We start from the raw sequence: 22,606 nt of genomic DNA, 5'->3' as shown, positions 1-22,606 counted from the left end.
AGATTAAGGGTTTACAACGAAAATGGAATTCAATTTACCAATTTTGTCCAAGGCGATGCCAGAACCGCGTGCCACGCAAGTCAAAGGATCGTCGGCGATGTTGACAGGCAAACCTGTTTCTTCGGCCAATAAACGGTCGATGTCGCGCAATAAGGCACCACCACCGGTCAATACAGGGCCACGTTCAGCAATGTCACCGCCCAATTCTGGTGGGGTTTGTTCCAACGCATTTTTAACGGCCTGTACGATTTGATTCAATGGCTCAGACAAGGCTTCCAACACTTCATTAGAAGTGATGGTGAATGAACGTGGAATGCCTTCGGCCAAGTTGCGGCCTTTGACTTCGATTTCACGCACTTCAGTACCAGGGAAGGCCGTACCGATTTCTTTTTTGATTTGCTCGGCAGTGGCTTCACCAATCAACATGCCGTAGTTGCGGCGCACATAATTGATAATCGCTTCGTCAAACGCATCGCCACCAACACGGATAGAGTGTGAATACACCAAGCCGCTCAAAGACACCACGCCCACTTCAGTGGTGCCACCACCAATGTCCACCACCATAGAACCAGTAGGCTCTTCAATCGGCAAACCCGCGCCAATGGCCGCGGCCATAGGTTCTTCAATCAGGTTCACGCTGGACGCACCTGCGGCCAAAGCCGAGTCGCGGATGGCTTTGCGTTCTACTTGGGTAGAGCCACAAGGCACACAAATCACGATGCGAGGAGGGGCTGAGAATTTGCCGTTATTCACTTTGCGGATAAAGGCTTTCAACATGCGTTCGGTCACATTGAAGTCGGCAATCACGCCGTCTTTCATTGGACGGATGGCTTGAATCGAACCTGGCGTACGACCCAGCATTTTTTTAGCATCCGCGCCCACGGCCAAAGTTTCGTCTTTGTTTGAGTTTGGGTTGATGTGCATTGCCACCACTGAAGGCTCATTCAAGACGATGTCTTTGCCTTTAATGTAAATCAAAGTGTTGGCGGTACCAAGGTCAATGGCGAGGTCATTGGAGAAAAAGCGGGTTAAAAAACGCAACATCGAAAGTTTCCTGAAAAGGTTTATATTGGGCCGTATTGATTCAGATTGTGGGCATCGCTTGTTGCGATGCGACATCAGTGCTAAGGCTTACCCAGTGGTGAAAATCGGTTATAATTTTACCTCTAACGGCAGCCTAAAACCAAAAGCGTGTATCATACCTGACTTTATGCCGCTTGCTAAGCATTTGGCTGCCAGTTTAACGTATTATTTAAATGCAATTGAAGGATATCCTCATGGCGTTAACCGCAAGTGATGTACAAAAAATCGCAAGACTGTCCCGTCTCGCCTTAAGCGACGCCGAGCTTGAAGCCACTCAGAATCAATTAAACAACGTGTTTGACATGATTGCAAAAATGCAAAAGATACCCACAGAAGGGGTACAACCCATGCGTCATCCGCATGAATTGGCTTTGCGTTTGCGTGATGATAGCGTGAGTGCAGAAAATCAACGTGAGCATTATCAAGAATGTGCGCCATTGGTACAGGACGGCTTGTATTTGGTGCCTAAGGTTTTAGATTAAACGCGTGAAAGACATACATGAAACAATTAAGCGTTAAAGCATGCAGTGATTTGCTCCAAAGCAAACAGGTTTCTGCCACTGAGTTGGCACAAGATTATTTGCAACACATCCACAATGAAAATGCCGCCATCAATGCCTATGTGCACTTAGATGCTGACAAAACTTTACACGAAGCCCAATTGGCAGACGAACGTTTGCAAAGCGGCATGAGCAGTTTGCTCACCGGTGTGCCCATCGCCTACAAAGACAATTTCTGCCAAGACGGCTGGGTCACTTCTTGCGGCTCGAAAATGTTGGAAAACTTTGTCGCCCCTTATACCGCCCACGTGGTGCAAAACCTGCGCAACAAAGGCATGGTGACTTTGGGCAAGGTGAACATGGACGAATTCGCCATGGGCTCTACCAGCGAAAGCTCTTATTTTGGCATTACCCGCAATCCATGGAATCACAAGCATGTACCCGGTGGTTCCAGTGGCGGTGTGGCGGCTGCCGTGGCCGCGCGTTTGGCACCAGCGGCTTTGGGTTCTGACACCGGTGGTTCAATTCGCCAACCGGCAGCCCATTGCGGCGTCACCGGCATCAAACCGACTTATGGCATCATCAGCCGTTTCGGCATGGTGACATATGCGTCAAGCTTAGACCAAGCCGGCCCGATTGCCCAAACCGCCGAAGATTGTGCCTTATTGCTCAATACCATGGCCGGCTTTGATGAACGCGATTCCACCAGTTTGGAACGTCCGGTAGAAGACTATCTGCGCGATTTGAACCAGCCTTTGACCGGTTTGCGCGTCGGTTTGCCTAAGGAATACTTAGAAGGCGGCCTGAGCGCCGATGTGACTGCTACGGTACAAAACACCATTGCCTTGCTCAAATCATTGGGCGCAGTGATGGTTGATATTAGCTTGCCACAAACCGAATTTGTGATTCCGGCTTATTATGTGATTGCTTCGGCCGAGGCCTCTGCCAACTTGTCACGTTTTGATGGCGTGCGCTACGGTCATCGTACCGACAGCTTCAGCAGCTTGGACGATTTTTACAGTAAAAACCGTGCCGAAGGCTTTGGCGAAGAGGTGAAACGCCGCATCATGATTGGCACTTATGTGTTGTCACACGGTTATTACGATGCGTATTACGTTAAAGCCCAGCAATTGCGCCGCTTGGTGTCTAACGACTTTCAGGCCGCATTTGAGCAATGTGATGTGATTTTGGCACCCGCTGCACCGACCGCCGCACCTGCCATCGGCAGCCACAGCGCCGACCCTGTGCAAATGTACTTGAGCGATATTTTCACCACCTCATTGAATTTGGCCGGTTTGCCGGGCATCAGCGTGCCGGCTGGCTTTAGCCAAGACGGTTTGCCTATAGGCATGCAATTGTTTGGCAATTATTTTGCCGAAGCCAAATTGCTGAACGTGGCGCACCAACTGCAATTGAACAGCGACTGGCATACCCGCACCCCGGCTTAATCCATGCTGATTGCGCACGCGCCCACAGGCTTGTTACTGGCCGCTTTATTCATCCGCATGAAACCGGCAACGGTGTCATGGCAGCGCTGGTATCTGAGCGGTGCGGTGTTTGGCGCCTTACCCGATGTGGACATGTTGTGGTTCTACTGGGTGGACAAGCGGCAGTTCCACCACCATGTGTATGTTACCCATTGGCCCATTGTGTGGCTGCTGGTGAGCATGGTGGCAGGAGCGGCTTGGGGCGTGTGGCGCAAACCTTGGACTGCTTATGCCGTGTTATTGGGCTTGGCGGGCATGTCGCACATGGTGTTGGACAGCGTGGTCGGCGACATAGGCTGGCTCAAACCATGGCATGATGAACTGTATGCCATGTTTGTCGTCACCAACCGCTACTCACCGTGGCAATTGAATTTTATCCTCCATTGGTCGTTTGCTTTGGAGTTGGCTTTATTGGCAGCAGCAGTGTGGCAATGGCGTCGTCAAACGCATAAAAACAAATAACAGTCAGGGGAAGTGGTCAATGGCGATTTTCATACCCAGTTTTAACCAAGTGAAACACAAAATGACGGCAGGCGAAAAACGCGTGGCCGAAATTTTGCGCACACAGTTGGACGATGCGTGCATGGTCTGGTATGACATTCCCGTGGGTAAGAAACGCCGTTATCCTGATTTTGTGATTTTGCATCCGCGCCGTGGTTTGCTGTTTTTGGAGGTTAAGGATTGGAAGCTTGAGGAATTTAAAAACCTTAATCCCAATGATGTGACACGGCTAACCAAAACTGGCTTAAAAACCGAAGCACACCCATTGGAGCAAGTCAGACAATGTGGGTTTGCAGCCATTAATGCGATGAGCCAAGACAAGGCTTTGCAACAGGTAGAAGGCAGTCAACCTGGCAAAATTAAATTTGCCTATGGGTTTGGCGTGGTATTTACCAATATTAAGCGCGCCAATATTCATAAAATTGTTCCAACTGACAAGCGCGATGTCTTGCTGCCTGACCATTTGGTCTTGTACCAAGAAGATTTACAGGCCGATGTGGATGCAGAAACCATACAAGAGCAATTGTGGGGCATGTTTCCTTATCAGTTTGGCGAGGCCTTGAGTGCGAGCGAAATTGACCGAGTTCGCTGGCATTTGTTTCCGGAAATTCGCATTGATACGGTGGCTTTGCAAGGGCAATTGTTTGATACGGAGCCACAGGAAGAAGCCGCAGCAGACGCCAATAAGCGGCCTGTAAACACGTTAGACTCAGTTACAGACAGTAAAATTGTGGACATTCCTGACCTGATTAAAGTGATGGACATGCAACAAGAACAACTGGCTCGCAATTTGGGCAGTGGCCATCGGGTGATACACGGTGTGGCAGGCTCAGGCAAAACCTTGATTTTGGCTTACCGTTGTCAGCATTTGGCTGTGAGCATGGATAAGCCGATATTGGTCTTGTGTTTTAATGTTACTTTGGCAGCCAAATTGCGCGCCATGATGGTGCACAAAGGCTTGGGTGACAAGGTTCAGGCTTTGCATTTTCATGATTGGTGTGCGGAGCAGTTGCGCCACCATGACATCGCCACACAAGCAGGCGAAGCGCAGGTTTTTGAACGCCAAGTGGCGACTTTGATACAAGCCGTTGCCGATGGCCGCATTCCGCAGCAGCAGTATGGTGCCATCTTGATAGATGAAGGCCATGATTTTGAGGCCGCTTGGTTGCAAGTGGTGACGCAAATGTTGGATGGTGAAGAGGAGTCTTTGCTATTGCTTTACGACGATGCGCAAGCGATTTACCGTCGTGGCGGTTTGGATTTCTCCTTGTCCAGTGTGGGCATTAAGGCGCAAGGGCGTACGTCGATTTTGCGCTTGAATTACCGTAATAGCCGCGAAATTTTGGCGTTTGCCGCTGCGTTTGCCAGTGGCTATTGGCAAAACCAAGATGTGCAAGATGAAGACCACATACCTTTGATTGCACCTGAAGCAGCAGGCATTTCAGGTCCTGTGCCTGTGGTGTATCAAGTGGCAGACTTTCAAGCCGAGGCCATGAAAGCAGTGAAGTGCATACAGGCTTGGCAAAGCAAAGGTGTGGCTTTGAATAAAATAGCAATTTTAAGCTATACCAAAGAGCAGGCGAAGCAAGTGGCGCAGGCCTTAGATGAACACCATATCGCTACCCAATTGTTATGGGATGGCCGCAGTAAAAAAGCCTATCAGCCACAAGACGACAGCATTGCCATCATGACTTTGCATTCCTCTAAAGGATTGGAATTTTCGCATGTGGTGGTAATGGGCGTGGGGCAAATGGGCAAAAGCGCCGACCGCATCAGCGCCGATGCACGGGTGTTGTACGTGGGCTTAACACGTGCACAGCGGGCATTGGTGGTCACCGGTTCGGGCACAGGAATGTTTATACAACAGCTTGCACAGCAAGTGGTTGCAGCAGATTAATTTTTAGCAATACCAAGTTTACAGGCCGCCTGTAAACAGCATAAGAGAGTAAGAACATGACTTGGGAAACCGTAATTGGACTGGAAATCCATGTCCAAATGAACACGCAATCGAAAATTTTCAGCGGCGCGTCTACTGCGTTTGGTGCCGATGCCAATACCCACACTTCGGTGGTGGATTTGGCCATGCCGGGTGCTTTGCCGGTGATGAACCGTGCGGTGATTGAAAAAGGCATTAAATTGGGCTTGGCTTTGAAAGCCACCATCAATCAAACCAATATTTTTGACCGCAAAAACTATTTTTATCCTGATTTGCCCAAAGGCTACCAAATCAGCCAAATGGATTACCCGATTGTGGAATTCGGTAAATTGGACATCGTGGTTGGCGATGAAGTCAAAACCATCAATGTGACGCGTGCGCACATGGAAGAAGACGCAGGCAAATCGGTACACGATGCGGTGCAAGGCTTTACTGGCATCGACTTAAACCGTGCCGGCACGCCTTTGTTGGAAGTGGTGTCTGAACCCGAAATGCGCAATGCGCAAGAGGCGGTGGCTTATGCCAAAGCCATGCACGACTTGGTAACGTGGTTGGAAATTTGTGACGGCAATATGGCCGAAGGCTCGTTCCGCATCGATGCCAACGTGTCAGTGCGTCCTGTCGGTCAAGAAGCATTTGGTACCCGTTGTGAAATCAAAAACCTGAACTCCTTCCGTTTCTTGGAAGCGGCCATCAATTACGAAGTAGAACGCCAAATCGAATTGATTGAAGACGGTGGCAAAGTCATCCAACAAACGCGTTTGTGGGACCCAGACAAAGGCGAAACCCGTGCCATGCGCTCGAAAGAAGATGCGCACGATTACCGCTATTTCCCTGATCCAGACTTGTTGCCTGTCATCATTTCCGATGAGCAATTGGCGCGCGTGAAAGCGGCGATGCCAGAATTGCCCGCCGAAATGGCCGAGCGCTTCGTGGCTGAATATGCGATTACCGATTACGATGCGCGTTTGTTGACCACATCGAAACTGTCGGCCGATTATTTTGAAACCGCAGCCAAATTGTCGGGCGAAGGCAAGTTGGTGGCGAACTGGATGAATGGTGAATTGGCAGCCAGTCTGAACCGTGAAGAACTGACCTTGGCCGAATCACCGATTTCAGCCGAACGTTTGGCCGGTTTGGTGAAAAAAATCAGCGACGGTACTTTGTCGAGCAAATTGGCGAAAAAAGTGTTTGAAGCCTTGTGGGGCAGTGATTTGAGTGCCGAAGCCATCATTGAGCGCGATGGTTTGCAACAAATCAATGACACGGGCGCCATCGAGAAAATGATCGAAGAAGTGTTGGCGGCCAATCCAAAATCGGTAGAAGAATTCAAAGCCGGTAAGGAAAAAGCCTTGAATGCCTTGGTCGGTCAGGTGATGAAGGCCAGCCGCGGCAAGGCCAACCCTGCGCAAGTGCAAGAATTGATGAAAGCCAAATTGGCTTAAAAAGGACAAACGCATGAAAAAATGGCTGTGGCTCAGTTGTCTGTTGTTATTAAGCGCTTGCGGTTTTCAACTGCGTGGCACCGGCTTAACCGACACTCTTTTGCCTTATCACCGTTGGGCCATCGAAGACGCAAGCAGCATGAAAAACGCGTTGAAATACGAATTGAAACGCCGTCAAAATGTGGAAGTGGTCGATGCCGCCCAATCGGAAGCCATTTTGCGTGTGTTGAGTGTCAATGGTGACAAGCGCACCCAATCCATCAATTTGGAAGGCTCGGTGACCGAGTATTTGATGACTTTGGATGTGGTGGTGCAGGTGGAGCACCAAGGCATGAAAGTCTCTGAACCTTTGCACGTACAAGTACGCCGCTTCATGGATTATTCCGATAACGAAGTCTTGGGTAAAGAAGACGAAGAGGCGCGTTTGTGGAGCGACATGCGCAATGATGCGGCGGCGCAATTGATTTTGCGCATTGCAATGATGAATGCGGCGGATTTGAAGGCGCGCCAATAATGCCATTGATGCAAGACGTTGCTTGGTTTAAAGCCTTAAAGCAGCCGTTGGCCGCGGCGTATTTGGTGTATGGCGAGGAAGATTTGCTGCGCATCGAAGCGGTGGACGCGCTGCGGGCAGCGGCACGAGCGCAAGAGTATTTCGACAAGCAAGTATTGCAAGTGGAAGGGCATTTCGATTGGTCTTTGCTCAAAGAAGCGGCGCAGTCCATGGGCTTGTTTGCTGAGCGCAAGCTGATTGAAATTCACATTCCGACGGGCAAACCGGGCAAAGAGGGTGGCGAAGCCTTGTTACAGGCTGCTGCTCAGTTTTCACCCGATACGGTGACGGTATTGGTGTTGCCAGGCATGGACAAAACCCAGCAAAAGAGCAAGTGGTTTCAAGCATGGTTACAGGCCGCATCGGCGCTGGAATGCAAAGAAGTGGGCGCCAAGCAATTGCCGCAGTGGATTGCGGGGCGTTTGCAGCAACAAGGTTTGCAGATAGATCGCGATGCTTTGGATGTCTTGGCCGAACGCGTGGAAGGCAATTTGCTCGCCGCCAAGCAAGAAATCGACAAGCTGGCCTTGCTCCATCCTGATGGCGGGCAAATCAACCTGCAACAAGCACAGCAAGCGGTGGCCGATGTGGCGCGCTTTGATGTGTTTGACTTGGCGCAGTCGTGGATGCTGGGCAATGCGCAGCGCGTATTGCACTTGTGTGCGAGTTTACAGGCCGAGGGTGATGAGCCGGTGTTGTTGTTGTGGGCAGTGAGCGAGGATTTGCGCGCTTTGCTGCGTTTGAAAGCGATGCAAGCGCAAGGCGAGGGCGAGCAAACCATACGCCGCAATCTGCGTTTGTGGGGCGATAAATACTTCTGGGCCGAGCGTGCTTTGCGCCGCATCGGTGTGAAAAACACCTTGGCGGCTTTGCAAACTTGTGCGGCCATAGACAGACAAATCAAAGGCGCAGAGGCGGGTGTGGCATGGCAAACCACCGAGCAATTGTTATTGGATTTGTGCCAAGGCAAAGCGGCCTGAAACCCTTTTAAATCAAGGAAATAAATATGACTTTAGCGTATTGGTGTGTGGTCATCGCCATGTTCTTACCATGGCTGTGTGCGTATTATTCCAAAAAAGTCGGCGGCTTCAGCGGCAACGACAACCATTATCCGCGAGATTTCTTGCACAGCACCCAAGGCGAAGCCAAGCGGGCCGATGCGGCGCAGAAAAATTCGTTTGAGATTTTTCCAGCGTTTGCTGCCGCCGTCATCATAGCCCATGCCACGGGCGAGGCGTCGCAAACGGCCATCAACCTGTGGGCAACTTTGTTTGTGCTCAGTCGCTTGATTTATATATTTTTATACATCAAAGACATGCCCAGCTTCCGCTCTGTGGCATGGGTCTGCGGTTTGTTGTGCATTGTGGCCTTGTTTATTGCAGCAATTTAAGCAATTTGACCCTCAAACGCCGACGATTTTGGTATAATCGCCGGCGTTTTATCATACTAATTTCATAAGGACGCTTCTAATGACCATTAAAGTCGCTATCAACGGTTATGGCCGCATCGGCCGTCAAGTTTTACGTGCCATTTACGATTACAATTTGCGCAATGTTTTTGAAGTGGTGGGCGTGAATGCTTCTGGCGACTTGGCGACCAATGCACACTTGACCAAATTTGATACCGTCCATGGTCGCTTCGGTGCAGAAGTGTCTCATCAAGACAATGCCTTGGTCATCAATGGCGATGTGATTCCATTTTTCTCTACCCGCAATCCAGCCGAATTGCCATGGAAAGACTTGGCGGTAGACTTGGTATTGGAATGCACTGGCGCGTTCACCACCAAAGAAAAATGCCAAGCGCACATTGATGCTGGCGCGAAAAAAGTATTGATTTCTGCCCCTGGTGGCGCCGATGTGGACGCAACCATTGTTTACGGCGTGAACCACGATGTGTTGAAACCAGAAATGACTGTCGTGTCTAACGCGTCTTGCACCACCAACTGCTTGGCACCAGTGGCCAAAGCCTTGAACGACGCTTTGGTGATTGAAAAAGGCTTGATGACCACCATCCACGCCTTCACCAACGACCAAGTGTTGACCGATGTGCGTCACAAAGACTTGCGCCGCGCCCGTTCTGCCACTGAAAACATGATTCCGACCAAAACCGGCGCTGCCAAAGCCGTGGGCTTGGTATTGCCAGCTTTGAATGGCAAATTGGACGGTTTTGCCGTGCGCGTACCGACCATCAACGTGTCTTTGGTCGACTTGACGTTTGAAGCCGGCCGCGATACTTCTGTGGATGAAGTGAATGCGATTGTGAAAGCCGCCGCAGAAGGCAGCATGAAACACGTATTGGGTTACAACACCTTGCCTTTGGTGTCTACCGACTTCAACCACACCACCGAAGGTTCTACTTTCGACTCAACCTTGACCAAAGTGTCTAACGGCAATATGGTCAAAGTCTTGGCTTGGTACGACAACGAATGGGGCTTTAGCTGCCAAATGTTGCGCACTGCTGCTGCCATGTTCGGCGAGAGCGTGATTGAATTGAAATAAGCCTTAGTAGCTTACTAGATAGAAAACAGCCAGCTGTGATGCTGGCTGTTTTTTTTGGCGTGAGTGCGCTGTTTGTGGCTATTGTATTGGGTCACAAGGGCTGAAAGGGTATTGCGTTTCGCGGTGTGTTGCTGCGCATCGTTTGCTTTAGATTAAGTCATCAGCTAAGTTTTAAGCGGCCTGTAAATGTTTTTTAATCTTTACAGGCCGCTTATTGATACTTGGGAACGGTGGTTTGCTCAGTCACTGAAAATATATGATGCGACGGTGCTAGGGTGTATTGCTGCGACACTTGCAGGTTACAAAGTGTGCGCATGCGTGATGACAGTGGCGCTAATCCATTCAATTATGATTGTGTTGAATCAGCAAATGGATGAGTAAGTATCTTGTGTATGCGGCCTGCCAATGCTGATACAGAGACACAAACCACTGTTAGTTGTGATAGAAAACATCAGCTGCTTCTTATCCAAACTCGGTGTTTACATTCAGGTTTATGAAGTCATCAATTCGGTTTACAGGCCGCATAAAACGGAATTCATCTTGTTTAGGCTTGCCGCTGTGGCTTAGCCTTGCTATGGTGGCGGCACCAATTGTTTTGAATTGAAAAGGAAGAACATGGCTTACGATAACGACAATATTTTTGCCAAGATTTTGCGCGGTGAGATTCCCGCTTTTAAAGTGCATGAAGACGAGAATGTGCTGGCGTTTATGGACATCATGCCGCAGGCCGACGGCCATGTGCTGGTGATTCCGAAAACACCGGCGGTGACTTTGCTTGATTTGCCTGCAGATGCTGCTGCCACCACCATACAAGCGGTGCAAAAAGTGGCGCGCGGCTTGAAAGCGGCGCTGAATGTGGAAGGCATCGTGTTGATGCAATTGAGCGGCGAAGCAGCTGGCCAAACCGTGCCACACGTGCATTTTCATTTGATCCCTACCCACATCCACCACTTGGGCAAACACGCGGCCGAAATGGGCGATATGGACAAAATCAAAGCCTTGGCTGAGAAAATTAAAGTTGCGGTAGCGGCTGAATTTGCGTGATTTATTGCCAAGAATATGGGTGTTGCTGCCATCTTCATTAAAAATGGTGGCAGGTGTGCCCATAATCTTTGGTAGAGTGTGTGAGTGTGGGTATTGAGCACACATTAACAAATGCCTTAAAAAAGCGTACTGTAATGGCTTACAGGCCGCTTTTTTAATGAATTAACGACACTCAAGAAGAATATGAAAAATCTCAATCACATTACCTGTATCGCCGACATGCGCCGCGTTTACCGCCGCCGTGTGCCGAAAATGTTTGTCGATTATGTCGACTCAGGTTCGTATACCGAAGGCACTTACCACCGCAACGAGGCCGATTTCCAAACACTGTTATTGCGCCAAAAAGTGTTGGTCGACATGAGTGGGCGCTCACAGCAAACCACCATGCTTGGCGAACAAGTGGTCTTGCCAGTGGCTTTGGCACCGACTGGTTTGGCTGGCATGCAACACGCCGATGGTGAGATGTTGGCCGCGCGCGCCGCCACGCGTTATGGGGTGCCGTTTATCTTGTCGACCATGAGCGTGTGTTCATTGGAAGACGTCGCGCCTTGTGCCAGTCGGCCGTTGTGGTTTCAGCTGTATATGATGCGCGACCGCGAATTTATGCAGCGTTTGATAGACCGAGCCAAAAAAGTCGGTTGCTCGGCCTTGATTTTGACCGCCGATTTGCAAATCATGGGCCAACGCCACAAAGACATCAAAAATGGCTTGTCAACGCCGCCGAAACCGACTGTCAAAACCGTGTTGAATCTGTTGACCAAACCAACATGGTGTTACCAAATGTCGCAAACCAAGCGCCATCAATTGGGTAATATCGTCGGTCACGTCAGCGGCATCAGCGATACTGGTTCTTTGTCGGTGTGGACAGCGGAGCAGTTCGACCCGCAATTGTCGTGGGACGATGTGGCGTGGGTGAAACAACAATGGGGCGGCAAATTGGTCATCAAAGGCATCATGGAAGTGGACGATGCGCGCGCCGCGGTGGTGGCAGGTGCCGATGCCATTGTGGTGTCGAATCACGGTGGACGCCAATTGGACGGCGCACCGTCGACGATTTCGGTATTGCCAGAAATCGTGGCGGCGGTGGGGCAAAACACTGAGGTGTGGCTGGACAGCGGCATACGTTCAGGCCAAGACATCCTCAAAGCCTTGGCCTTGGGCGCCAAAGGCGTGCTCATTGGTCGTGCGTACAATTATGGCTTGGGCGCGTATGGCGAAGACGGTGTCACCCGCGTGTTGCAAATCTTGCAAAAAGAACTTGATACCACCATGGCTTTGTGTGGCAAAACCCAAATCGAGCAAGTGGATGCGAGTGTGTTGCGCTAAGCAATGCGTCAACATTCATAACCATCATTAAGCACTCATGTTTACAGGCCGCTACAGCGGCCTGTAAACATTTGGGGGCGAACATAGAGTAAAAAATGAGATTCGGGTAAAATTAATGCAATTGTTTATTTCATTGCCTGTCATGATGTTGGCTGTGCAATTTTATTCCCGAAAAGAGGCTGTGTGGCGCTGATCGTAACCGTGTTAAAGCAAAGCAAAAAATTCACTACCCAACATGCACAGTGGATACACAAGCAGTTTGGAGCCCATGAATCTGTGTGTTTGACCGATGCCACTCACATAGATGGGGTCAAAACCGCGCCGTTGTTGCACGATTTTCCTGGCTGGTGGTCGAAAATCGAATTGTTCAATCCCGACCATCCGGTCTTGGGCAAGCAAGACTTGCTGTATTTCGATATCGACATCGTTATCACTGGTGACATCACGCCCTTGCTGCAAGCACAAGAATTCACCATGTTGTCGGGCTTGGCTTACAAAAACCAATGCAATTCCTCGCTGATGTACATTCCGTGTTCGATTAAACAATATGTGTGGGACAGCTTTATGGCCAACCCGCAACAACACATGGACGAATGCGTGGTGCCAGAAAAATGGGGCGACCAAGGTTTTCTCAGTGGCATTACCACACCGAAAGAATGGCAACAAGAACTGCCCAATCGCATTTACAGTTACAAACTCGACATCGCTACCCCAACCATGTTGGGCTATGACGCGGCCTTGGCCAGCGGCAAAGGCACGGGCGTACCGCCCAAAGATGCCATCTTGGTGTGTTTCCATGGTTATCCCAGCCCATGGAAAACCGGTTTGTCGTGGGTACCGTTCTTTTCCATCAAAGAAAAAGTGTCGGGCAAAATGAAGGCGGTGCGTTGTTGGCTGAAGGCCAAAAAGCGCCAAAGACAGGCTTAAATGGTTTTACAGGCCGCTTAAATAAGGCTTAACGCTGTTTGCTGCGCGCTTTCATGCCAAGACTTAAGCTGGGTCAGGGCAGGCGCAAGCACTTGCTGTCACACTGAGTTACTCTAAAATGGCTGCTGTTGATGAATGGCAGCCAGCTGACCTCTTGTCCATCTCGCGCTGTCAGGCTGTGCTCGCCGCAGTGACTCAGGAATAAGGCGACACCCATATTGTTATTGAGATGCCGTTTTAAGGAGCCAACAGCCATGCCGCTACATCAAGTCCAACCAGCACTGCATGCCGCGACAAACACTGCGGCTGTAACGCAGCCATGGGTGGCTTCTGCACGCAAAGACTTGTGGTTGCTGTTGCCGCCGTTTGTGGTGGTGGCCATAGCGCTGCTGTTTAACTCGCAATTGGCTGCATTAGAAATGCGCTATGCGTGGTGGACGTGGCTGATTTTGATCGTGATGATTGATGTGGCGCATGTGTATGCGTCGATTTTTCGCAGTTATTTGTTGCCTCAGGCATGGGCGCGGCAGCGGCGGCTGTTGTTGGCAATACCGCTGCTGTGTTTGTTGGCGAGTGTGTTGCTGTATCAAGCTGGCAGTGCGGTGTTTTGGTCGGTGCTGGCCTATGTGGCAGTGTTTCATTTTATTCGGCAGCAATGGGGCTTGCTGCGCCTGTATGCGCGTTTTGAAACCAAAACCAGACTGGGCACGGCGATTGATGCCGTGGCCATCTACAGCGCCACCTTATACCCGATGCTGTATTGGATGATCAGCGCCGATAGGCAATTTGTGTGGTTTGTCGACAATGAGTTTGTGCGCGTGTTCAGTCTGGCGGTATTGCCCGTGCTGACGGTTGCGTATCTTGCCATTATGGCGGTGTATCTTGCGTGGGTAATGTGGCAATGGTTAACAGGCCGCATTTTTAACTTACCCAAGAACCTCATTGTGCTGGGAACGTATGTGTCTTGGTATGTGGGCATCGTCTATTTCAACCATCCGCTGATTTTCACCTTATTGAATGTGGTGTCGCATGGCGTGCCCTATATGGCTTTGGTGTATTTCACCGACATCAGCGGCAAAGCACGTGAATTCACCTTGTTAGGCAAGTTGTGTTCATGGCAAGGCTTGGTCGTGTATGTGGCGGTGTTATTGGGTTTGGCGGTGCTGGAAGAAACGCTGTGGGAATTGGCGGTGTGGGGCGAACACTTGAGCGATGAATTTCTGCTCGATACCCATTGGCTGTGGCTGGCCGTGCCACTGCTGGCCTTGCCGCAATTGACGCATTATGTGTTGGATGGGTTTATTTGGCGGCGACCGAAAAAGTCATGAGTTAAGACATGGGCGATGGACATGGCATGGCAACAGTCGCACTGTGCATTAGAAATCGTTGTTAACCAGCGAGGCCAAGATGTCGTTTTCCTCCCATAAGCGCAAAGTGATGAATGAACAGTTGTTATTGGCACACCGAACATCGCATGCGCGCTCGTGTGTGAACCATGTGGCGAATCAATTGGGTAAAACCCGCAAGGACATCTTGTTGGCCGTTCAGAGGCAAACAGGAATAGACATGGAACAGATAGCCTGTGAAGCGGATTTGATGCAGGCATGGGCCGCGCTGGAAGCGATGCGCTTGTGAGGTTGAGAGCATGAATAAAGCGGCCTGTAAACTCCAATACTGGGTTTACAGGCCGCTTTATTCTATGTGTGTGAGTAATGGATGGAACAGGCTATTGCAATCGCTCAGGCGCACATGCTAAAGATGTTCCAGACCTTGGTGCAATTTGTTCAATAGGTAAATCAGGTTTTCAATTTCCATGTGATTGAAATCGGACAACAGCCGTTGTTCGCGCGCTTTGGACACGGTGGCGATTTGGTCGTGCAAGGCGAGGCCGCTGTCGGTGAGGCACAAATTATTGGCGCGCAAATCGTGTGGATCGGGCACGACGGTGAGCAGGTTTTTTTCATGCAATTGCTTGATGGTGCGGCTGACGCCGGCCTTGTCTAAACCGATGAATTCGATGATGCGTTGGGCATTGATGTTGGGCTCGACCGCCAGCATCGACAAGATGCGAAACTCGGTCAAAGAGGTGTTGAAAAGCTCTTTGTATATTTTGGCGCCATGGGCAGAGAGTTTGTTGTCTATGAAGGCGACCAAAGCGGGAACGTGGCGGTTTAAATCCAATGTATTGGGCATGATGGGCTACCAAAACCAAATAAAGTGCATAAAATTTTAAGTGCGTATTTTAACAATGTAAGCTGGAAAAGTATTGTGATTCAGTAAGTAACTTAGAGTTCACTTGCGCAAACACAGAAAATGTTCAGGTAAGTGAGTGTGTTTATTCGGCTTATGAAATCCAGATAGCACACACCTTGTTGCAGATAGTGCGCAGTTCAAACACAAAAGCGGCCTGTAAACATTTACAGGCCGCTTATTAAGACTTAGCGAGGCTTAGGCGCCCAATTTGGCATCCATGTTCGCTTCAAATTCTTGGATGCATTTCTCAGCTGTGGCCAACATCAAATCAATTTCTTCTTTGGTGATGGTCAATGGAGGCGAAGCCACGATGTGGTCGCCACAAGCGCGCATGATCAAGTTGTTGCGGAAGAAGATGTCGCGCAAAGCCGTGCCAGTTTCGCCTTCGTTCGGGAACATTTCACGTGTGGCTTTGTTTTTCACCAAGGTAAAGCCTTGAATCAAGCCAACACCGCGCACATCGTCAACGTATTTGAATTGTGCCAACATCTCACGCCATTTTTGCTGCATGTAAGGGCCAGTCACATCGTGGACGTTTTGGATGATTTTTTCGTCTTGCAAAATTTGCACGTTTTTCAAGGCCACTGCGGCAGACACAGGGTGACCTGCGTAAGTAAAGCCGTGGTTGAATTCGCCGCCTTGCAAAATGCCTTCGACCACTTTGTCGCCGACGAATACCGCGCCGATAGGCAAGTAGCCAGAAGACAAGCCTTTGGCCGTGGTGAAAATGTCCGGTTTGAAACCCAAGGTTTCATGACCAAACCAAGAACCTGTACGGCCGAAACCACAAATCACTTCATCGGCTACCAACAAGATATTGTATTTTTGGCAGATTTCTTGGATGCGTGGCCAGTAAGTAGACGGAGGAATGATGACGCCACCCGCGCCTTGAATCGGCTCACCGACGAAAGCGGCTACATTGTCGGCACCCACTTCAATGATGCGCTCTTCCAACCAGTTGGCAGCGCGCAGACCAAATTCTTCAGGGGTTTCGCCTTCGTTGTGCAAACCGTAATACCAAGGCTGTTCGATGTGCTCAATGCCAGGGATAGGCAAGCCGCCTTGTGCGTGCATGCCTTTCATGCCGCCCATGCTGGCACCACCGATGGTAGAGCCGTGGTAGCCGTTCCAACGACCAATCAAGATGGTTTTAGATGGTTTGCCTACCGATGCCCAGTAATGGCGCACCATGCGCATCATTGAGTCTACCGATTCAGAACCTGAACCGGTGTAAAACACATGGTTAAAGCCAGCTGGTGCCACTTCGGCCAATTTGGCCGACAGGTTAATCACCGCTGGATGCGAGGTTTTGAAGAAGGTGTTGTAATAAGCCAATTCGTCCATTTGGTTTTTGGCGATGTCACCCAACTCTTTGCGACCGTAGCCGATGTTCACACACCACAAACCGGCCATGCCATCGATAATTTTATTGCCTTGGTTGTCGTAAATGTAAATGCCATCGGCTTTTTCAATCACGCGAACGCCGCTTTCTTTCAACTGTTTGTTGTCAGAAAAAGGGTGTAAGTGGTGGGCCATGTCTTGAACTGAAGCTGCTGTTTGAGTCATATTCTCTTCCTTAAATCAATCTGTTTTGTCTGATGCTTGATGTCTGTGCATCTGGTTTTATACGTGTAACAGCAAGAACTTGCGTTCCCATGGGCTGATGACACGGAAGTATTCGGAAATTTCGCTTTCTTTGACGCTGATGTACATGTCGACAAAGCGTTTGCCCAATACTTCTTGAATGTCGGTGCATTCGCGCAAGCGTTCGATGGATTCCTCAGGCGTGACTGGGAATTGGAACGGCAATTCGTAGGCATTGGTGGTCATTGGTGCTGTCGGCTGCAATTTTTGCTGTATGCCCAATAAGCCACAGGCCAAAGAACAGGCCAATACCAAATACGGATTGCAATCCACGCCCGGTAAGCGGTTTTCCACACGGCGACCAGCGGGGCTAGAACGCGGTACACGCAAGCCTACAGTGCGGTTGTCGTAACCCCATTCCACATTGGTCGGCGCTGCCGTGTATTTGGTCAAGCGACGGAATGAGTTCACATAAGGCGCAAAAAACGGCATCGCTTCTGGCAGGTATTTTTGCAAGCCAGCGATGAAGTAGAAGAACAATTCTGATGGTGAACCATCGTCATTGCTGAACGCATTCTTGCCGGTTTTGTTGTCGGTCAAACTTTGGTGGATGTGCATGGCGCTGCCCGGCTCACCTTCCATCGGTTTGGCCATAAACGTGGCGTACATTTTGTGGTGGAATGCCGCTTCACGCACGGTGCGCTTGAACAAGAACACTTGGTCGGCCAAGTCCAAAGCATCGCCATGTAAGAAGTTAATCTCCATTTGTGCCGCGCCCACCTCATGAATCAAGGTATCTACTTCTAAGTTTTGCGCGTGGCAATAGTCGTAGATTTCTTCAAACAAGGGGTCGAATTCATTTACGGCGTCTATCGAAAACGAGCGGCGACCAAATTCAGAGCGGCCTGTACGACCTACAGGTGGAATCAAGGGGATGTCTGGGTCTGGGTTGGGCGAGATGAGGTAAAACTCCATCTCGGGCGCTACCACAGGCGTGTAGCCCATTTCTTCATACAGTTTCAACACGCGGCGCAACACATTGCGCGGGGCGGTTTCCACTGGTGCACCATCGGGTGTGAAGCAATCAAAAATCAATTGTGCTGTCGGATCGACCGCCCAAGGCACCACGCGCAAACTGTCTGGGTCTGGGCGCAATTCCATGTCAGGGTCGGTTAAGTCCAGCATTTCATCAGCAGGGAATTCACCGGTGACTGTTTGCAGCAATACCGCTTCGGGTAAGCGCATTTCAGGTTCGGAGATGAATTTGTCTTTGGGGAGGATTTTGCCGCGAGCGACACCGGTGATGTCAGGCAAAATACATTCAACTTCAGTAATGCGGTTTTCTTTGAGCCAATCAAATATTTGGTCGTACATAAGTCGTCCTTGGTTTACATTAGCGTGATTCCTTTGAATCAAGGCCTGTTTACAGGCTTTTGGGTTACAAAATCGTTAGCGGCCAGCCGTCGCCGTGGCATACTCAACGCAAGCGTCGTGAAAGGCTTTGAACAAGGCGATGGAAGCGGCTTTTTCGGTGTACAGCCATTCCGGATGCCATTGCACAGCATAGGCAAAGGTTTTGGCGTCGGTGACGCGGAAGGCCTCAATCAAGCCATCGGGTGCGTGTGCTTCCGCCGTTAAACGTGGAGCCAAGTCTTTGACGCCTTGTTGGTGCAAAGAATTGACCATGGTTTCGCTGGCGCCGCCCATCCATTGCTGTAGCAAACTGCCTTCGGCCAAACTGATGGTGTGGGCATCGGCGTACAAGATGTTGGAGTCTATGGTGTCACCCGGTTCGCGGTGGTCCATCATGCCCGCTACTTCTTGGACTTTCTGGTACAAAGTACCGCCCAAGGCTACGTTCATTTCTTGGAAGCCACGGCACACGCCAAACAAAGGCATGCCGATTTCCAATACATGTTCAATCAATGGCAAGGTGGTGTTGTCACGCTTTTCGTCCAATAAGGTATTGGGGTCGGCCAATTCGCTGCCATAGCGGCTGGGCTTCACGTTAGACAAAGAACCGGTTAAGAATATGCCATCCAAGCCGGGCAACAGACGTTTGAGTATGTCCATATCGCCCCAAGCTGGGAGTAACACCACATCGCCTACGGCACCTTGTACTGCGGCAATGTATTTTTCACCTACTGCATGAAAGTCGGCGCGGCCGACGAATTTGACATCGCAAGGGATGCCAATGACAGGTCTACGCATTCAGCGCTCCTAAGATTGTTTTTCCTCTACGCCGTGGGTCTTCAAAAACGCTGGATTACAAGATACGGTGCATCTTGCTTACCAAACACGGCATATATGTGTTTTTCTACTATCCCATGCCGTCTGAGACTTGGCAAGGGGGGGATTTGAAAATATTTTTTATGCCATTTTTATACTGCGCTGCAGCATGAGCGACTTTGCGGTGACTTTGGATTTGAGTTTACAATCGGTTTTGTGCACATGGCTGAAAGCAAGCTATAGCAAGTGATTGCAAGTTTTACGGACCAAAAACAGCGGCGGTTTTGACATCCATGAATGGATTAACAGTCGTCCAAACAAGGAGCAGATAACCGCTCTCAAATCAACGCCAAATTTTGACTATATATAAGGTATTTTTGGGTCGCATTGGGGCTGGTTTATTTGCATGTGATGGTGAGGAATGAAGTGCTGCCAAGTCATGATGCTATTGGTTAATTTTGCGACGATGAGGACAGACTATGTTGGACAAAATGAGGGATGACAACACAGCGGCCTGTAAACATAAAAGCGTCAAATAGATGGTAGGAATATACTGCATAAATAATGGAAAACGGACACACAAAGATGAGACTGATTGTTAAAGCATTATTGGGTACGGGCATTGTGGCTGTTGGCAGCGTGGCGGCGTGGGACAGTTGGGTGACTTGGCGCGCACGCCGCGACATCTATGACGATGTCGATGCCGTGCCTCACCACCGCTATGGATTGGTGTTGGGGACGGGGCCGGTGTTGGCCAATGGTGCCATCAATCACTATTATAAGTACCGCATTGAGGCGGCGGCCTTGCTGTATCAGCAAAATAAAATTGATGTCATCGTGGTTTCTGGCTCGGACAATGGCGTGGATTACAGCGAACCTGAAGCCATGCGTTCGGATTTGCAAAAATACGGCGTGCCGGCGACGCAAATCATCATGGACAAGGGCGGCGCACGCACCATAGACAGCGTGTTGTATGCGCAAAGCCAAGGTTTGATGGACGATTGGCTCATCATTTCGCAGCCGTTTCACAACCAACGCTCGCTGATGTTGGCGCGGCATTTGAAGGTCAATGCCCATGCTTACAATGCCCGCGATGTGGAAGGTGGTTGGCGTGTGCATGTGCGCGAGCGTTTTGCGCGCATGCGCTTGGCGTGGGACATGCTTACAGGCCGCTTGCATGTGCCTGCTGAAGCTGTGAGCAGTGCAGATGTGCTTGCAGTAGAAGTTGAAGATGACGATTTTGTGACACAAGTGGCAGACAATAAACAAGAAAAGATTGAATCTGCCGAGAAAACCAGCGTAGAGTAGGGCTTGTAACCTTAGGTCACGTCAGGCCTTATCTTTAACAATATGCAAATCGAAACCGACAACCGCGAAGCCGAGTTTTATCTGGCTTCGTTGGCCTTGGGCATACTGTATGGCATGCAACAAGGTGTGATTCATCCTGAGGCGGGCATTTGGTCTTTGGGCCGTCCCGTTTTTTCTGATGCCGTTTTGGCATCGCCGTATCTCAGTCTTAGACTCAAAGAAGTGATTGGCAGGTTTGATGAAATTGATTTTTGGGATTATCAATCTGAAAATCAGCAACAAATGTTGGCTGAAATGGTAGACAACACCTTATCGTGTTTAACAGACACAATCAGCAAAGACATGACGTATTGGGCCAGATTGTCTATGGCACCTTTAGAAGCTGTGGATGAGCAAGAGCATTTAGAGCAAATTCGCCATGGCTTTGTAAAGAAATCGCGTCGTGGCAAGTTTAAAAAAGCCAAGCCTGCATCATAGATTTGAATTTGTTTGAGCTTAACCGTGTTGATCACACCGCAAATCATCCGAATTGCGGTGTTTTTGTATGGGCGACCGCCACGGTGTTTATTGGAATGGAATATGCTTACTTCGCAGGGGAGTATGCCATTTTGTAGACACAAGATTAGCAGTACCGAGAGTAAGCAACATAACGATAATGAAATGTGAATTATAGAGGAGAGAGAAGATGGACGAACATGAAAGCGATATCGCTTGGTTATTGGAATATTTGCAATTGAAATTGGGTGAACACGCCAGTGCGTTCACGGCCAAGGATTTGGCCTATGTGGGCGAGTTTGTGTTGGGCGGCGTGCCGCACCAATATTGGTCTTACCCCAATTTAGGTACGCCGATGTGGGTGACCATCAAAACCCATGCTGGCATGCAAAGCATCGCTTTGACCGAGATGGCGCCGCCTGCCAGACGCGTCGGTTAAGCACGATAATAGATGCGGCCTGTAAACCACAAACATGATTTATGTGGTTTACAGGCCGCTTGTGTATTATGGCTGTAACGATGTGCATATGGTTTTCAAGCTAACGTATGTTAAGGGCTCATGCAAATATGCTGAAGAACACTTAGACAACGCCAAAGCAGCAGCATAGCAGCAGTACAGATTTGAATTGGCGTGGCGATGGTGGCATTATAAGCGGCAAAACACACAGACAGAACAAGACAGTAAGATGGAAGACTTTAAACAATTGTTAAAAGGCTTGGGCAAGCAAGCGCAAGCGGCGCAGGCCGAGCAAAAACAACGCGAACAAGAAGCGGCGCAAGTGGCGGCAGAAGAAGTGGATTTTGCCAAGGAAATGGGCGCAGTCAAACCCTTAAAACAGCAAAATCGAGCACCACGTTATGTGGACAAAACCCCGCCGCGTTTGCGCCAACAGCGCTTGGAAGAGGGCGATAAAGACCATTATTTCTATGTCAGCCAAGAGGCCGATGACACACCGCCCAAGCAATACAGTAAAGGCGGCCAAGGTCGCAAAGACATTGATAAGTTGTTATCGGGCAAGCTGCGCATCATCTCCACTTTGGATTTGCACGGTTATTCCCAAGAGGAAGCACAAGAGGTGTTGAACGAGTTCATCGAATACATACGTCAGTACGGCGTTTGCGGTGAAATCATTCATGGCAGCGGTTTGGGCTCGCGGGGTTTTGCGCCGGTTTTGAAGAACACGGTGCGCCGCTGGTTGATGCAACACCCTGATGTGCTGGCCTATACCGAGCCCAATGGCAATAATGACGGCGCCGTCCTCATCTTATTGAAACGGGTTTGGAAAGAAGAAAGCGAATAATACGAAGAAATTCGCACATATTTGAGCAGGGTTTTTTCCCTAAAATGCGGCCTGTAAGTGTACAGGCTGCTTGTTTTTTGCGAAATAGATAATTTATATTATTTCGATGATAATAAATGATACATGATTCATTTTG

The 22,606-nt window shown here is 49.7% G+C and carries 23 protein-coding genes; 18 read left to right on the top strand and 5 right to left on the bottom strand.

All coding sequences use genetic code 11. From position 1 onward, the window contains the following. Nucleotides 1-3: 3 nt before the first annotated feature. Nucleotides 4-1,044: a rod shape-determining protein gene (locus BN3003_RS16130; protein WP_058357640.1), complete on the bottom strand. Its 1,041-nt coding sequence runs from the start codon at nt 1,042-1,044 to the stop codon at nt 4-6. A 233-nt stretch (nt 1,045-1,277) separates the two neighbouring features. Here BN3003_RS16130 and gatC point away from each other — a divergent pair, with 233 nt between their 5' ends. The 14 genes from gatC (at nt 1,278) to BN3003_RS16055 (ending at nt 14,935) form a co-directional block, all read left to right on the top strand. Continuing rightward, entirely contained in the window at nt 1,278-1,565 is a 288-nt protein-coding gene (gene gatC / locus BN3003_RS16125; protein WP_058357639.1) for an Asp-tRNA(Asn)/Glu-tRNA(Gln) amidotransferase subunit GatC, read from the top strand. A gap of 17 nt (nt 1,566-1,582) precedes the next feature. Continuing rightward, a complete protein-coding gene (gene gatA / locus BN3003_RS16120; protein ID WP_058357638.1) occupies nt 1,583-3,031 on the top strand; it encodes an Asp-tRNA(Asn)/Glu-tRNA(Gln) amidotransferase subunit GatA in 1,449 nt (482 codons plus the stop codon). 3 nt (nt 3,032-3,034) lie between these two features. After that, entirely contained in the window at nt 3,035-3,532 is a 498-nt protein-coding gene (locus tag BN3003_RS16115) for a metal-dependent hydrolase (RefSeq protein WP_058357637.1), read from the top strand. 19 nt (nt 3,533-3,551) lie between these two features. Further along, on the top strand, nt 3,552-5,468 hold the full coding sequence (locus BN3003_RS16110; RefSeq protein WP_058357636.1) for a 3'-5' exonuclease: 1,917 nt from the start codon (nt 3,552-3,554) through the stop codon (nt 5,466-5,468). Between the two features lie 56 nt (nt 5,469-5,524). Further along, entirely contained in the window at nt 5,525-6,952 is a 1,428-nt protein-coding gene (gatB, locus tag BN3003_RS16105) for an Asp-tRNA(Asn)/Glu-tRNA(Gln) amidotransferase subunit GatB (RefSeq protein WP_058357635.1), read from the top strand. A gap of 13 nt (nt 6,953-6,965) precedes the next feature. Further along, nucleotides 6,966-7,466, top strand: coding sequence for an LPS-assembly lipoprotein LptE (locus BN3003_RS16100; protein ID WP_058357634.1), 501 nt, complete (start codon nt 6,966-6,968; stop codon nt 7,464-7,466). Nucleotides 7,467-7,474: 8 nt separating this feature from the next. Further along, nucleotides 7,475-8,485, top strand: coding sequence for a DNA polymerase III subunit delta (gene holA, locus BN3003_RS16095; protein ID WP_108721564.1), 1,011 nt, complete (start codon nt 7,475-7,477; stop codon nt 8,483-8,485). Nucleotides 8,486-8,511: 26 nt separating this feature from the next. Beyond that, a complete protein-coding gene (locus BN3003_RS16090) occupies nt 8,512-8,895 on the top strand; it encodes an MAPEG family protein (protein WP_058357632.1) in 384 nt (127 codons plus the stop codon). Nucleotides 8,896-8,974: 79 nt separating this feature from the next. After that, nucleotides 8,975-10,003 carry a type I glyceraldehyde-3-phosphate dehydrogenase gene (gene gap / locus BN3003_RS16085; RefSeq protein WP_058357631.1) on the top strand — a complete coding sequence of 343 codons (1,029 nt, stop codon included), beginning with the start codon at nt 8,975-8,977 and terminating at the stop codon, nt 10,001-10,003. 615 nt (nt 10,004-10,618) lie between these two features. Next, nucleotides 10,619-11,047, top strand: a complete 429-nt coding sequence (locus tag BN3003_RS16075) for an HIT family protein (RefSeq protein ID WP_058357629.1) — start codon at nt 10,619-10,621, stop codon at nt 11,045-11,047. Nucleotides 11,048-11,230: 183 nt separating this feature from the next. Next, nucleotides 11,231-12,373, top strand: coding sequence for an alpha-hydroxy acid oxidase (locus tag BN3003_RS16070; protein WP_058357628.1), 1,143 nt, complete (start codon nt 11,231-11,233; stop codon nt 12,371-12,373). 183 nt (nt 12,374-12,556) lie between these two features. Continuing rightward, nucleotides 12,557-13,300, top strand: a complete 744-nt coding sequence (locus BN3003_RS16065) for a hypothetical protein (protein WP_234333109.1) — start codon at nt 12,557-12,559, stop codon at nt 13,298-13,300. 254 nt (nt 13,301-13,554) lie between these two features. Continuing rightward, entirely contained in the window at nt 13,555-14,628 is a 1,074-nt protein-coding gene (locus BN3003_RS16060; RefSeq protein ID WP_058357627.1) for a hypothetical protein, read from the top strand. Nucleotides 14,629-14,737: 109 nt separating this feature from the next. Beyond that, nucleotides 14,738-14,935, top strand: coding sequence for a hypothetical protein (locus tag BN3003_RS16055; protein ID WP_058357626.1), 198 nt, complete (start codon nt 14,738-14,740; stop codon nt 14,933-14,935). A 117-nt stretch (nt 14,936-15,052) separates the two neighbouring features. Here BN3003_RS16055 and BN3003_RS16050 read toward each other — a convergent pair whose 3' ends face one another. From BN3003_RS16050 to BN3003_RS16035, 4 genes are all read right to left on the bottom strand, one after another. Continuing rightward, complete coding sequence (locus BN3003_RS16050) at nt 15,053-15,493, bottom strand: MarR family winged helix-turn-helix transcriptional regulator (protein ID WP_058357625.1); 441 nt, start codon at nt 15,491-15,493, stop codon at nt 15,053-15,055. 255 nt (nt 15,494-15,748) lie between these two features. After that, nucleotides 15,749-17,119, bottom strand: coding sequence for an aspartate aminotransferase family protein (locus tag BN3003_RS16045; protein WP_058357624.1), 1,371 nt, complete (start codon nt 17,117-17,119; stop codon nt 15,749-15,751). A 57-nt stretch (nt 17,120-17,176) separates the two neighbouring features. Beyond that, nucleotides 17,177-18,511: a glutamine synthetase family protein gene (locus BN3003_RS16040; RefSeq protein WP_058357623.1), complete on the bottom strand. Its 1,335-nt coding sequence runs from the start codon at nt 18,509-18,511 to the stop codon at nt 17,177-17,179. 75 nt (nt 18,512-18,586) lie between these two features. Continuing rightward, nucleotides 18,587-19,348, bottom strand: coding sequence for a gamma-glutamyl-gamma-aminobutyrate hydrolase family protein (locus tag BN3003_RS16035; RefSeq protein WP_058357622.1), 762 nt, complete (start codon nt 19,346-19,348; stop codon nt 18,587-18,589). A 603-nt stretch (nt 19,349-19,951) separates the two neighbouring features. Between BN3003_RS16035 and BN3003_RS16030 the strand changes: the two genes are divergently transcribed. The 4 genes from BN3003_RS16030 to BN3003_RS16015 all read left to right on the top strand — a co-directional run bounded on the left by BN3003_RS16030 (nt 19,952) and on the right by BN3003_RS16015 (nt 22,470). Beyond that, entirely contained in the window at nt 19,952-20,674 is a 723-nt protein-coding gene (locus BN3003_RS16030; RefSeq protein ID WP_058357621.1) for a SanA/YdcF family protein, read from the top strand. Nucleotides 20,675-20,716: 42 nt separating this feature from the next. After that, entirely contained in the window at nt 20,717-21,151 is a 435-nt protein-coding gene (locus BN3003_RS19015) for a hypothetical protein (protein ID WP_187119865.1), read from the top strand. Nucleotides 21,152-21,359: 208 nt separating this feature from the next. Then, nucleotides 21,360-21,608: a hypothetical protein gene (locus BN3003_RS16020; protein WP_058357620.1), complete on the top strand. Its 249-nt coding sequence runs from the start codon at nt 21,360-21,362 to the stop codon at nt 21,606-21,608. A gap of 247 nt (nt 21,609-21,855) precedes the next feature. Further along, entirely contained in the window at nt 21,856-22,470 is a 615-nt protein-coding gene (locus BN3003_RS16015) for a Smr/MutS family protein (protein ID WP_058357619.1), read from the top strand. The last annotated feature ends 136 nt before the right edge of the window (nt 22,471-22,606 follow it).

This window comes from Vitreoscilla massiliensis, assembly GCF_001457815.1.
GTDB lineage: Bacteria > Pseudomonadota > Gammaproteobacteria > Burkholderiales > Neisseriaceae > Vitreoscilla > Vitreoscilla massiliensis.
The sequence above is the reverse complement of the archived record's forward strand: the minus strand, read 5'-3'. Positions and strand labels throughout refer to the sequence as shown.